At 67.8% G+C, this 14,272-nt stretch carries 14 protein-coding genes; 4 read left to right on the top strand and 10 right to left on the bottom strand.

Annotated elements, in window-relative coordinates; all coding sequences use genetic code 11:
* Position 1: 1 nt before the first annotated feature.
* Entirely contained in the window at positions 2-709 is a 708-nt protein-coding gene (locus JTE92_RS12530) for a response regulator transcription factor (RefSeq protein WP_063239934.1), read from the bottom strand.
* A 282-nt stretch (positions 710-991) separates the two neighbouring features.
* Here JTE92_RS12530 and JTE92_RS12525 point away from each other — a divergent pair, with 282 nt between their 5' ends.
* Positions 992-1,672: a response regulator transcription factor gene (locus JTE92_RS12525; protein WP_063240058.1), complete on the top strand. Its 681-nt coding sequence runs from the start codon at positions 992-994 to the stop codon at positions 1,670-1,672.
* 16 nt (positions 1,673-1,688) lie between these two features.
* On the opposite strand, the gene JTE92_RS12520 is transcribed toward JTE92_RS12525, so the two are convergent.
* The 3 genes from JTE92_RS12520 to JTE92_RS12510 all read right to left on the bottom strand — a co-directional run bounded on the left by JTE92_RS12520 (position 1,689) and on the right by JTE92_RS12510 (position 4,458).
* Complete coding sequence (locus tag JTE92_RS12520) at positions 1,689-2,678, bottom strand: Bug family tripartite tricarboxylate transporter substrate binding protein (protein WP_063239935.1); 990 nt, start codon at positions 2,676-2,678, stop codon at positions 1,689-1,691.
* A gap of 145 nt (positions 2,679-2,823) precedes the next feature.
* Positions 2,824-3,156 (bottom strand): hypothetical protein, encoded by a 333-nt coding sequence (locus tag JTE92_RS12515; RefSeq protein ID WP_063239936.1) that lies wholly within the window; start codon positions 3,154-3,156, stop codon positions 2,824-2,826.
* Positions 3,157-3,216: 60 nt separating this feature from the next.
* A complete protein-coding gene (locus tag JTE92_RS12510; RefSeq protein ID WP_063239937.1) occupies positions 3,217-4,458 on the bottom strand; it encodes an MFS transporter in 1,242 nt (413 codons plus the stop codon).
* A 128-nt stretch (positions 4,459-4,586) separates the two neighbouring features.
* Here JTE92_RS12510 and JTE92_RS12505 point away from each other — a divergent pair, with 128 nt between their 5' ends.
* Positions 4,587-5,402: an AraC family transcriptional regulator gene (locus JTE92_RS12505; protein WP_063239938.1), complete on the top strand. Its 816-nt coding sequence runs from the start codon at positions 4,587-4,589 to the stop codon at positions 5,400-5,402.
* A 22-nt stretch (positions 5,403-5,424) separates the two neighbouring features.
* Here JTE92_RS12505 and JTE92_RS12500 read toward each other — a convergent pair whose 3' ends face one another.
* The 3 genes from JTE92_RS12500 to JTE92_RS12490 form a co-directional block, all read right to left on the bottom strand.
* Positions 5,425-6,648, bottom strand: a complete 1,224-nt coding sequence (locus tag JTE92_RS12500; protein ID WP_063239939.1) for a M20 aminoacylase family protein — start codon at positions 6,646-6,648, stop codon at positions 5,425-5,427.
* Between the two features lie 292 nt (positions 6,649-6,940).
* Positions 6,941-7,801 (bottom strand): fumarylacetoacetate hydrolase family protein, encoded by an 861-nt coding sequence (locus JTE92_RS12495; RefSeq protein WP_063239940.1) that lies wholly within the window; start codon positions 7,799-7,801, stop codon positions 6,941-6,943.
* Between the two features lie 74 nt (positions 7,802-7,875).
* A complete protein-coding gene (locus tag JTE92_RS12490) occupies positions 7,876-8,625 on the bottom strand; it encodes a GntR family transcriptional regulator (RefSeq protein ID WP_063239941.1) in 750 nt (249 codons plus the stop codon).
* 158 nt (positions 8,626-8,783) lie between these two features.
* Between JTE92_RS12490 and JTE92_RS12485 the strand changes: the two genes are divergently transcribed.
* Positions 8,784-10,082, top strand: a complete 1,299-nt coding sequence (locus JTE92_RS12485) for an MFS transporter (RefSeq protein ID WP_063239942.1) — start codon at positions 8,784-8,786, stop codon at positions 10,080-10,082.
* 88 nt (positions 10,083-10,170) lie between these two features.
* Positions 10,171-10,899 carry a maleate cis-trans isomerase family protein gene (locus tag JTE92_RS12480; protein WP_063239943.1) on the top strand — a complete coding sequence of 243 codons (729 nt, stop codon included), beginning with the start codon at positions 10,171-10,173 and terminating at the stop codon, positions 10,897-10,899.
* A 293-nt stretch (positions 10,900-11,192) separates the two neighbouring features.
* Here JTE92_RS12480 and JTE92_RS12470 read toward each other — a convergent pair whose 3' ends face one another.
* The 3 genes from JTE92_RS12470 to JTE92_RS12460 all read right to left on the bottom strand — a co-directional run bounded on the left by JTE92_RS12470 (position 11,193) and on the right by JTE92_RS12460 (position 14,150).
* Complete coding sequence (locus JTE92_RS12470; RefSeq protein WP_063239944.1) at positions 11,193-11,795, bottom strand: glutathione peroxidase; 603 nt, start codon at positions 11,793-11,795, stop codon at positions 11,193-11,195.
* A gap of 80 nt (positions 11,796-11,875) precedes the next feature.
* Positions 11,876-13,366, bottom strand: coding sequence for an MDR family MFS transporter (locus JTE92_RS12465; RefSeq protein WP_063240059.1), 1,491 nt, complete (start codon positions 13,364-13,366; stop codon positions 11,876-11,878).
* 343 nt (positions 13,367-13,709) lie between these two features.
* Positions 13,710-14,150 (bottom strand): CBS domain-containing protein, encoded by a 441-nt coding sequence (locus tag JTE92_RS12460; protein ID WP_063239945.1) that lies wholly within the window; start codon positions 14,148-14,150, stop codon positions 13,710-13,712.
* Positions 14,151-14,272: the final 122 nt, after the last annotated feature.

The raw sequence follows: 14,272 nt of genomic DNA, 5'->3' as shown, positions 1-14,272 counted from the left end.
CTCATGCGGCAGCGCGCTCGATCCGCTCCAGCCGGTAGCCATGCGTGTAGACCGGCGTCAGCCGCAGCGCCTGCGACGCCTGCAGGCCGAGCTTGCTGCGCACGCGCGACACATGGGTATCGATGGTACGCGACAGCGACGAGATCTCGCGCCCCCAGACCGCGGCGGTGATATGGTCGCGCGTGACGATGCGGCCCTCGTTGCGGAACAGCAGCACGGCAAGATCGAACTCCTTGGGCGTCAGGCAGACGGGATGCCCGTTGCAGGTGGCTGTGCGCATGGCGCAGTCGAAAGCGTATTCGCCCAGCCGCAGCGGCGCGTGCGGCGACTGTACCGCGGGATAGGCGCGCCGCAGCAGGCATTCCACGCGGGCCGACAGTTCGGCGGGACGCACCGGCTTGACCATGTAGTCGTCGGCGCCGGCGGCGAGCGCGCCGATGATGTCCTGTTCGGCATCGCGCCCGCTGAGAAACATCACCGGCACACGCCGGTCGAGATGCGTGCGCACCCACGCCAGCACCTCGCGCCCGGACAGGTCCGGCATCGACCAGTCGAGCAGCAGCAGGTCGAAGCACGCATTGCGCAGCGCCAGCAGCAGCTTGCGGCTTTCCGTGAAGGTCACGCATTCATGCCCGCCGCTGGCGATGATCCGGCGGATCAGCGCGGCATCGGCGGGCGCGTCCTCTAGCGAAGCAATCTTCTTTCCCATCTGTGGTCTCCGGCGACGTTTGCCGGCCAGCGCAGCGCACCATGGCTGCCGGCCGTAGCGGGTCATTTAAGACCGCGCGACCGACGGGACGAATAGGAAAGACCTCAATTCAGGCTTTCAACAATCTTTTACTTCTTGCCTCGGCACCGTGCCCATAACATGGTGTCGCCGCGGCGCCGGACAGCCGGTGCCGGTGGCTCAGCCACGTTTGCGTTTGTGTTCCCGTTTGCATCCCTGCCCGCATTCTTTGCCGGTGGCACCGCCCCGGCAGGAGCCATGACCGTGAAGATTGCCTCGCTGCAGGCCGATCCGACCCTCGCCATCCGCATCGAACAAGCCCTGCGCCTGGACGGCCACCAGTGCCGGCGCTACCTCAACGGACGCGCGCTGCTGGGCGCGCTGCACGCCGAGCCGTTCGACCTGCTGATCCTCGATTGCGAAACGCCGGGAATCCCGGCGCTGGATGTGCTGGCGTGGGTGCGGCGCTCGCTGGGCCATGACCTGCCGGTGATGCTGACCGGCGGCTCGAATGCAGAGGACTTTGTCGCGGCCTGCTTTGCGCAGGGCGCCGACAGCTACCTGCCGGGACCGCCGCGGCTGGGCGAACTGGCCGCGCGCGTGCAGGCGCTGCTGCGGCGCGCGCGGCCGTCCAAGCAAGCCTGCGACGTGGCGCATGGCGCATTCCGCTTTGCCCCTTCGGAGCGGCGCGCCTGGGTGCATGGCAGGCCGGTGCCGCTGGCGCCGAAGGAGTTCGACCTGGCCGTGCTGCTGTTCCGCAATCTCGGCAGCGTGGTGCCGCGCCAGACCATGATCGACCAGGTCTGGCGCTATCACATCGAGCCGACCTCGCGCACGCTGGACAGCCACCTGTCGCGCGTGCGCACCAAGCTGTCGCTGTGGCCGCACAACGGCGTGCGGCTGTCTTCGGTCTATGGGCTCGGGTGCCGGCTCGATACCGCCTGAGCCGGCCTTCGCCATGTCATTCCGCCTTGATGCCGGCCTCCTTGACGATGCGCGCGTTCTCCGCGTATTCCTCGCGGATCGCCCTGGCAAATTGCGCCGCCGTGCCGCCGGTGGGCACTTCGCCGCCCTTGAGCAGCCGCTCGTGGACTTCCGGTCCGGCCAGTGCCTTGTTCAGCTCGGCATTCAGGCGGTCGATGATCGCCGCGGGGGTCTTGCCCGGCGCGAAGACGCCGAAGGTCGAAGTCATGTTGGCCTTGGGATAGCCGAGCTCGGCCAGCGTGGGCACCTGCGGCAGGCTCTCCAGCCGCCTGGGCGCGCCGACCGCCAGCGCGCGCAGGCGGCCGGCCTGCATATGCTGGGTCAGCGCCGGGCTGGCGTTGGTGCTCATCACCTCGAACTGGCCGCCAAGCGCGTCATTCATCTGCTGGCCGGCGCCCTTGTACGGGATCAGCGTGATGTCGGCCTTCGACTTCTGCCTGATCTGTTCCAGCACCACGTGGCCGACCGTGCCCAGGCCCGAGGTTGCCCAGCGCACCGAACCCGGCCTGGCGCGGGCCTGGCCGACCACGTCGGCAAAGCCCTTGCCGCTGAAGCCGTTGGTGGCGATCACCAGCACCGGCGAGTACATCACGCTCATCACCGGCGCCACGTCCTTCTGCGGGTCGTAGTTGACGTGGCCGACATGCGGGTTCAGCGTCAGCGGGCTGGTCGAGGCGAAGCCGAGCGTGTAGCCGTCCGGCGCTGCCTTGGCGACGGCATCGATGCCGATGCTGCCGCCGGCGCCGGCCTTGTTCTCGACCACCACCGAGGTGCCCATCTGCGCCGACAGGCGCTCGCCGAGCGCGCGCGCCACGGTGTCGCTGATGCCGCCGGTGGGATAGGCGACGATCAGGTGGATCGGGCGGCTGGGGTAGTTGTCTGCGGCGGCGACGGGCAGCGCGGCGGCGGCGAGCAGGCCGGCGGCAACGGTGGCTGCCAGCAGGGTCGGGCGGAACGGGAAGGCCATGGTGTCGGGAATACGGGGAGAGAGTCCGGGCGCGCCCTCGCCGGGCAGGGCTGCCGGCCGGCGCGCGCAAGCCGCTATCTTAGCCGATCGGTTGCGCGCTCAACGGTGCCTGGCGAACCACTCGGCGCACCACTCGACGAACCACTCAGCGCACCAGCGGGCGCTCCGGCACCCAGGAGACAAAGAGCTCGTTGGCGCGGTCATAGAGGCGCCAGACCGTGCCGCAGTCGCGGCAGGCAAAGGTCAGCATGCTGAACGGCACGCCCGCGGCGCTCTGGCTGACCAGCGGCGCGGTATTGCGCAGCGCCAGGCAGGCAGGCGGCTCGCGCCGGCGTGGGTCGGCAGCCAGTTCCAGGCAGCGCTCGCAGGCCGGCGTGGCGCTGGCCGGCGCCGGGACAGGCTGGGAGGTGACCGGAGTAGACGGAGGCAGCGGGGGCAACGGGGGCATCGTGGGCACGGCGGACTTCATGCCCGCCATGATGCCGCAAAATGCCGGCCGGCAGCGAATGCCGTTCAGTCAGCCACCGTCGTTCCCGCGTCAGGCGTGCGCGCGCTCGCGCAGGTCCGGCAAGAACACCGTCAACAGGCCCAGCAGCGGCAGATAGGCACAGTACTCATACACCGCGCGGATGCCGTGCGTGTCCGCCATCCCGCCCAGCACCGCGGCGCCGATGCCGCCCATGCCGAAGGCAAAGCCGAAGAACAGCCCCGACACCATGCCGACCTTGCCGGGAATCAGTTCCTGCGCGAACACCAGGATCGCCGAGAACGCCGACGCCAGGATAAAGCCGATGATGAAGGTCAGCACCGTGGTCCAGGCGAGGCCCACGTGCGGCAGCAGCAGCGTGAACGGCGCCACGCCCAGGATCGATGCCCAGATCACGCGCTTGCGCCCGATGCGGTCGCCGATCGGCCCGCCCAGGATGGTGCCCGCCGCCACCGCGAACAGGAACAGGAACAGGTGCAGTTGCGCGTTCTGCCGCGCCAGCCCGAAGCGCTCCATCAGGTAGAAGGTGTAGTACGAGGTCAGGCTGGCCATGTAGAAGTACTTGGAGAACACCAGCACCATCAGCACCAGCATCGCCCGCATCACCACGCGCGTGGGCACCGGGCTGGCCGCGGCGCCCGTGGCCTTGCGCTTGCGCGCGCCCTGCGCCAGCTGGCGCGCGTACCAGCCGCCGATGCGCCACAGCACCACGATGCCCACCAGCGCCGCCAGCGAGAACCACGCCAGGCTGGCCTGCTGGTGCACGATCAGCGCCGCCAGCAGCGGCCCCATGGCACTGCCACCGTTACCGCCGACCTGGAAGATCGACTGCGCCAGCCCGTGCTGGCCGCCCGACGCCATGCGCGCCACGCGCGACGACTCGGGATGGAAGATCGACGAGCCGGTGCCCACCAGCGCCGCCGCCACCAGCAGCACACCGTAGGTCGGCGCCACCGACAGCAGCAGGAGGCCACCCAGCGTGAAGGCCATCGCGACCGCCAGCGAATGCGGCTTGGGATGCTTGTCGGTGTACAGGCCCACCACCGGCTGCAGCAGCGAGGCGGTGACCTGGTACGTCATGGTCAGCAGTCCGATCTGCGTGAAGCTCAGGTTGAAGCCACCCTTGAGCATCGGGTAGATCGCCAGGATCAACGACTGGATCATGTCGTTGAGGAAGTGAGCGAAGCTGATCGCCGACAGCACGCGGAAGCCGGTGCGTTCGGCCTGCGCGGGCGTGGCGGAGATGCTGGAAGCTGTGGCGCCGGTCGGCGCGGAGTCGATGGTTGTGCTCATTGGCGGCTCTCGACAAACGGAACGCGGCCAGCGGGGGCGCCGGCCAGTCAGGACTGAGAGCCTGGATGCTAGCTGGCGCCCCGGCGCCTGTCCTGCGAGAATAGGTCCGCAACCTTGGAGAAAAGGACATGCCGCGCCCGCCCCGTGCTTCCGACACCGCCACAGCGGGCGACACCTACAGCAATCCGCCGCGCTACGTCCGCTACGACCGCAGCCCGATGCCGGTCGCCGCAATGGCCGCCGACTACCTGCCTGGCGAAGTGACGAAGCGGCACCAGCACCCGCATGCGCAGCTGATCCACGCGGTGCACGGCGTCATGGTGGTGGCCACCGACGAAGGCCAGTGGATCGTGCCGCCCACGCGCGGCATGTGGATGCCGGGCGGCACCATGCACTGGATCCGCATGGTCGGCCACGTGCAGATGCGCACCGCTTATATCCGCCCGGATGCCGCGCCGGGCCTGCCGCAGCGCTGCACCGTGCTCGGCATCTCGCCGCTGCTGCGCGAGCTGATCCTGGCCGCGATCGACATCCCGCTGCCCTATGAACCGGATACGCGCGATGCGCGCCTGATGCGGCTGCTGCTCGATGAAGTCCTGCTGGTGCCATCGCTGCCGCTGCACCTGCCGCGCCCGGCTGACGCGGGCCTGCGGCAGATCTGCGACGCGATCGTGGATGCGCCCGACACCGCGCTGACCCTGGCGGACTGGGGCGAAAGGCTGGGGGTGGATCCCAAGACCATCCAGCGCCGCTTCGCACGCGAGACCGGCATGACCTTCGGGCAATGGCGCCAGCAGGCGCGGCTGCTGGCGGCGCTGGAAAAGCTGGCCGCGGGCAGCAAGGTGGTCGACGTGGCGCTGGACCTGGGCTACGACAGCCCGAGCGCGTTCGCGACGATGTTCAGGCGGCAGTTCGGCGTGCCGCCGAGCGCGTTCTTCCGGTAGGCGCTTGCCAGCCGCTGGGTTCTCAACGCCCCAGATACCGCTCCACCAACCGCGTCCAGTACGCCGCCCCCACCGTCAGGTTCTCGTCGTTGAAGTCGTAGCCCGCGTTATGCAGCAGCGGCTGGTTGGCGCCGTTGCCCAGCCGCACGAAGCAGCCCGGACGCTGCTGCAGGTAATACGCAAAGTCCTCGCTGCCCGTGATGCGCGCGGCCTGCGACACCACCTTGTCGGCGCCGACCAGTTCCTCCGCCACCTGGCGCGCGAACTCGGTCTCGCGCTCGCTGTTCACCAGCACCGGATAACCGCGCACGTAGTCGATCTCCGCCACCGCGCCGTAGCCCTCGGCTTGCGACATCGCCAGCTGGCGGATGCGGTTTTCCAGCGACGCGCGCACATCGGGGTTGAACGAACGCACGCTGATTTCCATGCGCGCGCTGTCCGGGATCACATTGGGTGCGTGGCCGGCGTGCAGCGTGCCGATGCTCACCACCGCGGCCTCGTTCGGATCCACGAAGCGCGACACCACGGATTGCAGCGCCATCACCAGGCTTCCGGCCACCAGGATCGGATCGACCGACTGGTGCGGGCGCGCCGCGTGGCCGCCCTTCCCGCGGATGGTGATGGTGACGGTGTCGCAGGCGGCCATGAACGGGCCCGGGCGGAACAGGAAGGTGCCCTGCTCCACGCCAGGATGGTTGTGCAGGCCGAAGATCGCGTCGCACGGGAAACGTTCGAACAGCCCGTCGGCCAGCATGCGCTCGGCGCCGCCGCCCGCGCCGATTTCCTCGGCCGGCTGGAAGATCAGGTGGACAGTCCCATCGAAGTTGCGCGTACGCGCCAGCTGCCGTGCCGCGCCGAGCAGGATCGCGGTGTGGCCGTCGTGGCCGCAGGCGTGCATGCGGCCTGCATTGGCGCTCGCGTAAGGCAGCCCGGTGCGCTCGTGGATCGGCAACGCGTCCATGTCGGCGCGAATGCCGATGCTGCGCGTGCCCTCGCCACACTGCAGCGTCCCGACCACGCCGGTCCCGCCCACGCCACGCGTGACCGCGAAGCCCCACGCTTCCAGCAGGCTGGCGACCAGGCCGGAGGTGCGGACCTCGTCAAAGGCAAGTTCGGGATTCTGGTGGATGTTGCGCCGGATCGCCTCGAGCTCGGCGCGGCTGTCCAGGGTGTCGGCCAGCCCGCAGTAGCGGCGCTTGAGTGTGGTACCGAGGTACGACTCGATCTCGGGGGCGTGCTCTGACATGACGTTTGCTCTCTGGCGAAACCTGTATAACCAGTATTTCACGCAGAAAACGCAAGCGAAATGCCAAGTGTGCGATTTTGTGTAAATCGATGCGATCCGGGCGTTTTCGCCACCGGAACCGTTGCGCGCACGGCACGCTTTGTATGGAAACCCAACGCTTTGTGTGAAAGCGTTTCGACGGGGAACCATCGAAACGCGCGTTTTTTACCGGCGTTGCAGCATCGCGCAACGCGCGGCAGCGTCACCTTGCCGGGTGACGCCGCGCCCTGCCCGGCTTGCGCCGGGACCGCGATCAGCGCTCGCCGTAGGCGACCACGCGCTGGCTCTGCACACCGAGCCCTTCCACGCCCAGGCGCATGGTGTCGCCCGCCTTCAGGAAGCGCGGCGGCTTGAAGCCCATGCCCACGCCCGGCGGCGTGCCGGTGGCGATCAGGTCGCCGGGCAGCAGCGTCATGAAGCGGCTGACATAGCTGACCACCGTCGCCACGTCAAAGACCATGGTCGCGGTGCTGCCCCGCTGCACGCGCTCGCCGTTGACCTCCAGCCACAGGCCCAGCGCCTGCGGGTCGGGCACTTCATCACGCGTCACCAGCCACGGGCCGACCGGGCAGAAGGTGTCGCAGCCCTTGCCCTTGTCCCAGGTGCCGCCGCGCTCGATCTGGAACTCGCGCTCCGACACGTCGTTGACCACGCAGTAGCCGGCCACGTGGTTCAGCGCCTCCTCGCGCGAGACATTGCGCGCGACGGTGCCGATGACCACGCCGAGCTCGACCTCCCAGTCGGACTTCTCGGAGCCGAACGGCAGCATCACGTCGTCGTCCGGGCCGTTCAGCGAGCTGTTGGCCTTCAGGAACACGATCGGCTCGGCCGGCAGCGGCATGCCGGCCTCGGCGGCGTGATCGGCATAGTTCAGGCCAATCGCCACGATCTTGCCGATACCCGTCCACGGCACGCCGAAACGCACACCATCGCGTGTGCCTTCGACCACGGGCAGCGCTGCCACGTCTACCTGCGCCAGCCGCGCCAGCGCCGCGGGCGCCAGCTCGTCCGGGCCGATCTCGCCCAATACGCCGCTCAGGTCGCGCACGCGGCCGTCTGCATCGATCACGCCAGGGCGCTCGGCGCCGGGATTGCCTACTCGAACCAGTTTCATCGTCGTTGCTTTCGTCAGGGATTGGCTAAGGGATTGGGGTAATGGATTGGGTGAGGGATTGCGTCAGGGATGATTCATGCGGACTGTTTCAGGCCGGCGTCGCGCGCCCCGGCTTCGGCCAGCGAGCGCGCCACCACGGCCAGCACCTCGGTCGCGGTGTTCTCGGAATGCCGGCGCAGCACCTGCGCCAGGTGCGGCCTGCCGGGCTCGCGCAGCGCGGCCATGATTTCCTCATGTTCCTCATGCGACTCCTGCCAGCGCAGGGTGTCGGCATTGGCGGCGCCGCGCGCGCGGTGCACCTTGCTCATCAGCGTGGCGTAGACGCCCGCCAGCACCGGGTTGGCGGCGCCGTCGATGATCAGCTGGTGGATCTCCTGGTTGATGCGGAAATAATCGGTGCGCCGACCCGCGGCATGCGCATCGATCATGGCCTGGTGGCGCCGCTCCAGCTTCGCCATGGCGGCGTCGCCGAGCCGCCGCGCCGCCAGTTCGCCGGCCAGCGCCTCCAGCCCGTGCAGGGTCTCGAAGGTGGCGCGCAACTCCTCCAGGTCCAGCGGCGCCACGCGGTAGCCGATGTACTGCCGGTGCAGCACCAGCCCCTCGGACACCAGCACCTTGAGCGCCTCGCGCAGCGGTGTCTTGGAAACGTCAAAGGCCTCGCAGAAGGCGCGTTCGTCGATGCGGGCGCCGGGCGGCAACTCGCCCTCTTCGATCATGGTGCGCAGCCGGGCAGCGATGCCCGCGGACATGCCAAGCGTGCGCAGGCGCGTGGTGGGGGAAAGCGTTTGTGTCACAGACGTCACCAGAATGGGGAAATGCACCATGAGAAGGCTATCACATCCCAAAATTGGGCATCTGCAACATCGTAAAATCAATAACTTACGAACGTTGTAATTACAGATTACGTATCTTATACTCCGGCCTGTTGCGCGACACCCATTAAAACCGCCCACCCGAAGGACCGAGACAAGGAGACGCCGCCATGCAAACGACAAGCCAGGCGACGGTGTTGACGGAGGCCAAGACCTCTGTGCGCTGGAAGATTTTTTTGATGATGCTGTTCCTCATCGCGATCAACTACATCGATCGCGCCTCGCTTTCGGTGGCCATGCCGCTGATCGCGAAGGAGTTCGACCTCAGTCCCACCATGCAGGGCCTGATCCTCAGTTCGTTCTTCTGGACCTACGCGCTGATGCAGGTGCCGGGCGGGATGCTGGCCGACAAGTACAAGCCGCGCATCGTGATTGCCTGCGCCACCGTGTTCTGGGGGCTCGCCCAGACCGTCGCGGCGTTCACCACCAATGCCATGTCGCTGATGCTGACCCGGCTCGGCCTGGGCGCCGCCGAAGCGCCGATCTACCCGGCCGGCGGCAAGCTCAATGCGATCTGGATGACGCAGAACGAGCGCGGCCGCGGCGCCACGCTGCTTGACGGCGGCGCGCCGCTGGGCGCGGCCCTGGGGGCGATCATCATCACGTGGCTGATCGCCTCGCTGGGTTCGTGGCGGCTGGCCTTTATCGTGGCCGGCGTGGGCACCGTGCTGGCCGGCATCCTGGCCTGGTACTACGTGCGCAATTCCCCGCGCGAGCACCGCGGCGTGAACGAGATGGAAGCGCGCTACATCGAGGAAGCGCTGGCCAACGAGCACCGCGCCGAACCGGCCAACCTGTCGGGCCGCTCGCTCGATTTCTTCAAGTACCGCTCGGTGTGGTGCATGGCGATCGGCTGGATGTGCTTCAACACCGTGTTCTACGGCCTGCTGACGTGGATGCCCAACTACCTGAACAAGGTGCACGGCTTCGACATCAAGCAGATGGGCGGCGCCAGCTTCATCATCTTCTTCAGCGGCTTCATCGGCGAACTGATCGGCGGCTGGATCGCCGACAAGTGGAAAGAGGCGGGCGGCCGTCCCAACGTGGTGATGCGCACGCTGTTCGGCATCGCCGCGGTGGTGGCCACCGCATCGATCTTCTCGGTGGCCTATGTCAGCGACCCGGTCATCGTGGTGGTGCTGCTGTCGTCCACGCTGTTCTTCCTGCGCTGGTGCGGCCTGTTCTGGTGCGTGCCGTCGATGCTCGGCACGCGCAACAAGGTCGGCTTCCTGGGCGGCGTGATGAACCTGGGCGGCAATATCGGCGGCATCACCGTGCCCATCATCGTCGGCATGATCGTGCAGTTCACCGGCTCGTACTTCCTGGCGCTGATGTTCTTCGCCGCTGCCGGCGTGGGGCTGCTGCTGGCCTCGACCGCGATCGACTACGAGACCAAGATCCCGGTCTGATCCTCGCGGATCGCTGCGATCACCAAATTCCAAGATGAACAGGGGCCGGCAACGTCCCGGCCCCCGCATCCACTCCTGAGACCACAACATGACCAAGCAAATCCGACTCGGCATGCTCACGCCGTCTTCCAACACGGCGCTCGAGCCCATCACCAGCGCGATGGTTGCCGGCCTGCCCAACGTCAGCGCGCATTTCTCGCGCTTTACCGTGACCGAGATCTCGCTGCGCGACCAGGCGCTGGGGCAGTTCAACCTCGACAAGATCCTGGCCGCCGCCAGCCTGCTGGCCGATGCGCGCGTCGACGTCATCGCCTGGAACGGCACCTCGTCCGGCTGGCTCGGCTTCGACAAGGACGAAGCGCTGTGCAGGCAGATCACCGAGGCGACCGGCATCCCGGCCACCACCTCGGTGCTGGCGCTCAACGAGATCCTGGAAAAGACCGGCGCGCGCAACTTCGGCCTGGCCACGCCGTACCTGGACGACGTGCAGCAGCGCATCATCGCCAACTACGAACGCAGCGGCTTTCACTGCGTGGCGGAAAGCCACCTCGACCTGCACGTGAACTACAGCTTTGCCGAAGTCGAGGCGGACACCATCCGCGAGATGGTGCGCGGCCTCGCGCAGCACGGACCGCAGGCGATCACCACGTTCTGCACCAACCTGCGTGCGGCACATCTGGCGGAAGAGCTTGAAGCCGAGACGGGGATTCCGCTGTACGACACCATTTCGACGGTGGTGTGGAAATCGCTGCGGCTGTGCGGTGTGGATACGCGCGAGCTGAAGGGGTGGGGGCGGTTGTTCAGCGAAGTGGAGTAGGCAGAAACCAGCCACCGCTTGTTGGCTCCCCGCTCCCGCACGCGGAAGAGGGGAGCCAACCATCGCACGGCGAGACGCTGTGCAAATCTGCAATCCCCCTCCGCCTACTGCTTCACCATCCTGGGCTGGGCGCGCATGCTGATGATGCCGCTGAGCGCGTACCCGTCGCTGCAGCAATACCTGTCGCGCGTGGCGGCGCGGCCCGCAGTCCAGGATGCGATGCGCGCCGAAGGGCTGGTGCGCGACTGAGCCGGCGCGGAGGTGACGCGGAGGTGGCGCGGGCAGGGCGCTGCTCAGCGCTGCGCGCCGAGCAGCGATTCGATCTTCGCCACCAGTTCCTTGTCCTGCGGCTTGGTGCGGCTGTCGTAGCTGGCCACCACCTTGCCGTCGCGGCCGATCAGGTACTTGTAGAAGTTCCACCTGGGCGCGGTGCCGGTCTGTTTGGCCAGCAGCGCATACATCGGATTGGCGTCGCTGCCGCGCACGTGCGACTTGCCCAGCATGGGGAACTTGACGCCGTAGGTGTTGTAGCAGAAGTCGGCAATCTGCTTCTCCGAGCCCGGTTCCTGCGAGAAATCGTTGGACGGGAATCCCAGCACCACCAGGCCGCGCGCATTGTATTTGGCGTGCAGCGCCTCGAGCCCTTCGTATTGCGGCGTGAAGCCGCAATAGCTGGCCGTGTTGACCACCAGCACCACCTTGCCGGCGTACTGGCACAGGTTCTGCGGCGCTTCGTCCTGCAGGCGCGGGAAGGTGAAGTTGAGCGATGCGGGGCAAGCGCCGGCCGGCGCTGCGGTCTTGTCGGCGGCGCGGGCAGGCGAGGGCAGCAGTGCCGACGCGGCAAACGCCACGGCAGCGAAGGCGAGGGGATGGGTAATCAGGGAACGACGGAACATGGCGACGGGCTCCAGGGTTCGGCTCGCTGTATCGGGTACGCGTAGTCTACGCCGATGACGGGCCCGCTGCCGCCCGCCGTTCAGTCCATCGCCAGCGTGGCCGCGTGCTCGGTGACGCTGCCGCGCAACTCCAGGTCCGGCATGCTGCGCACGACCAGCAGCGCCAGCACCGACGCCGCCGCGCCGACCGCAAAGATCAGGTGGAAGCCCGACTCGACGCCACCGGCCAGCACGTGCCGAACCGCCGGCGACAGCTGCGCCAGCGCTTCGCTGCCATGGCGCAGCGCGCCCAGGTCGAGCGCCTGCGTCACACCGGAAGCCGCCAGCGCATGGCGGAATTCCAGCGTCAGCAGCGTGCCCGCCAGCGCACCGCCGAGCGCGCTGCCGAGCGAGCGCAGCACCAGCAGCGCGCCGGTGCCGGCGCCGGTATCGCGGCGCTCCAGCACGTTCTGCACGCTCATCAGCGTGGCCACCATGGTGATGCCCAGGCCCACGCCGGCCAGCGTCATCGCCATCAGCACAACAGCCAGCGGCACTGCCGGCGTCACCAGCGCCAGCGCGATCAAGCCGAGCGCAGCGGCGACATAGCCCGCCGTCAGGATGCCGCGCATGCGGCCCACGCGCGGCGCCACCCATGCCACGATAAAGTTGCCCGCCACCGTCGCCAGCAGGAACGGCATCACCAGCAGGCCGGAGGTCGAGGCATCGGCGCCGCGCACCAGCTGGAAGTGCAGCGGCAGCGCAAAGATGCACAGGAAGATATTGAGCGCCGACAGCGCCGATGCCGCCACGCCCATCACATAGGCGCGGTTGCCGAACAGCCGCGGCGGCAGCATCGGGTCGGCGGCGCGGCGCTCCTGCCACGCCAGCAGCGCCACCGCCACGGCCGCGGCGAGCAGCAGTGCGGCCATCTCAGGCGAGAGCCAGTCGTAGACATCGCCACCCCAGCTCATCGCCAGCAGGAAGGCGACGATGGCCACCGCCAGCAGCAGCGCGCCCAGCCAGTCGACGCGCGCGCGACCGCCGCGCGGCGGCAGCAGCGCCAGCCCGCGATAGCACATCGCCATCGCCAGCAGGCCCAGCGGCACATTGATCCAGAACAGCCAGCGCCACGACATGTGGTCCGACACCCAGCCGCCCACCAGCGGCCCCGCGATCGACGCCACCGCCCACACCGTGGCCAGGTAGCCCTGGTAGCGCCCGCGCTGGCGCGGCGCCACCACGTCGGCGATGGCCGCCTGCGCCAGCGACATCAGCCCGCCGCCGCCCACGCCCTGCAGCGCGCGGAACAGGATCAGCTGCCCGAGCGTCTGCGCCAGCGCGCACGCCACCGAGGCGCCGATGAACAGCGTGATCGCCACCATCAGCAGGCGGCGGCGCCCGAAGCTGTCGGACAGCTTGCCGTACAGCGGCGTGGTCACCGTCGACACGATCAGATACGCGGTCACGATCCACGACAGGTGGCCAAACCCGTTCAGGTCATTGGCGATGGCCGGCACCGCCGGGATCACCACGGTCTGGTCCAGCGCCGCCAGCAGGATGCACAGCACGATGCCGCCGATGACGCGCATGATGGCGCGATGGTCGTGGATGGGCGATGGAATGGCTTGGGCGGCGGGTACGGACGACGGCATTGCAGACACGGGTACGCGGCAACGTGCCGCGAGGCAAACATGGGGAGGGTGAATTGCCGGCCGGAAGGTCCGCCAGGAACGGCAGCGAAGCCGCAGCGGAGTGACCGTAATTCAGTAACCGCATAATTATATGCGGTAAGCGCATATCGCGCTCAGGGAGACCTCGGGGAGACCTCGGGGTCGTTTCGAACCCCTACGGTTTTCTCCCCTCTCCCGCCCGCGGGAGAGGGGCCGGGGGAGAGGGCCGGCGCATCAATTCCCCACCAGCCCAACGCATTGCCTAATGCCCGCCCCCATGGATGTAATGCTCCAGCTGCTCGATGATGAACTGCTGCTCGGAGATGATGTCCTTCACCAGGTCACCGATCGACAGCATGCCGACCAGCTCATCGTTCTCCATCACCGGCAGGTGGCGCAGCCGGTGCTTGGTCATCAGCGCCATGCATTCGTCGGTACTCTGGCCTGCGCCGACGTAGATCACCGAGGTGGTCATGATGTCGCGCACCAGCGTCTCGCGCGAGGTGCGCTGCATCAGGATCACCTTGCGCGCATAGTCGCGCTCGCTCAGGATGCCCTTGATGTCACCGTGCTCGATCACCAGCAGGGCCCCGATCCCTTTCTCGGCCATCAGCTGCAGCGCGGCATAGACCGTCGCCGTCGGCGGGATGCTGTAGATGGCCTGAGTCGGCTTGGATTCCAGAACCTGGCGTGCAGTTTTCATCACCAACTCCTCTTCCGTCGAGAAATCATGCGGCTGGCGCTACCTGCCTTGCGTCCAATGGACACAGAGTAGCAAAGGAATGCGCAGGCTTACAGGGTGACTTACGCGAATCTTTGCAAGCA

It is taken from the genome of Cupriavidus oxalaticus (assembly GCF_016894385.1).
GTDB lineage: Bacteria > Pseudomonadota > Gammaproteobacteria > Burkholderiales > Burkholderiaceae > Cupriavidus > Cupriavidus oxalaticus.
This window is presented reverse-complemented; position numbering and strand designations above follow the sequence as displayed.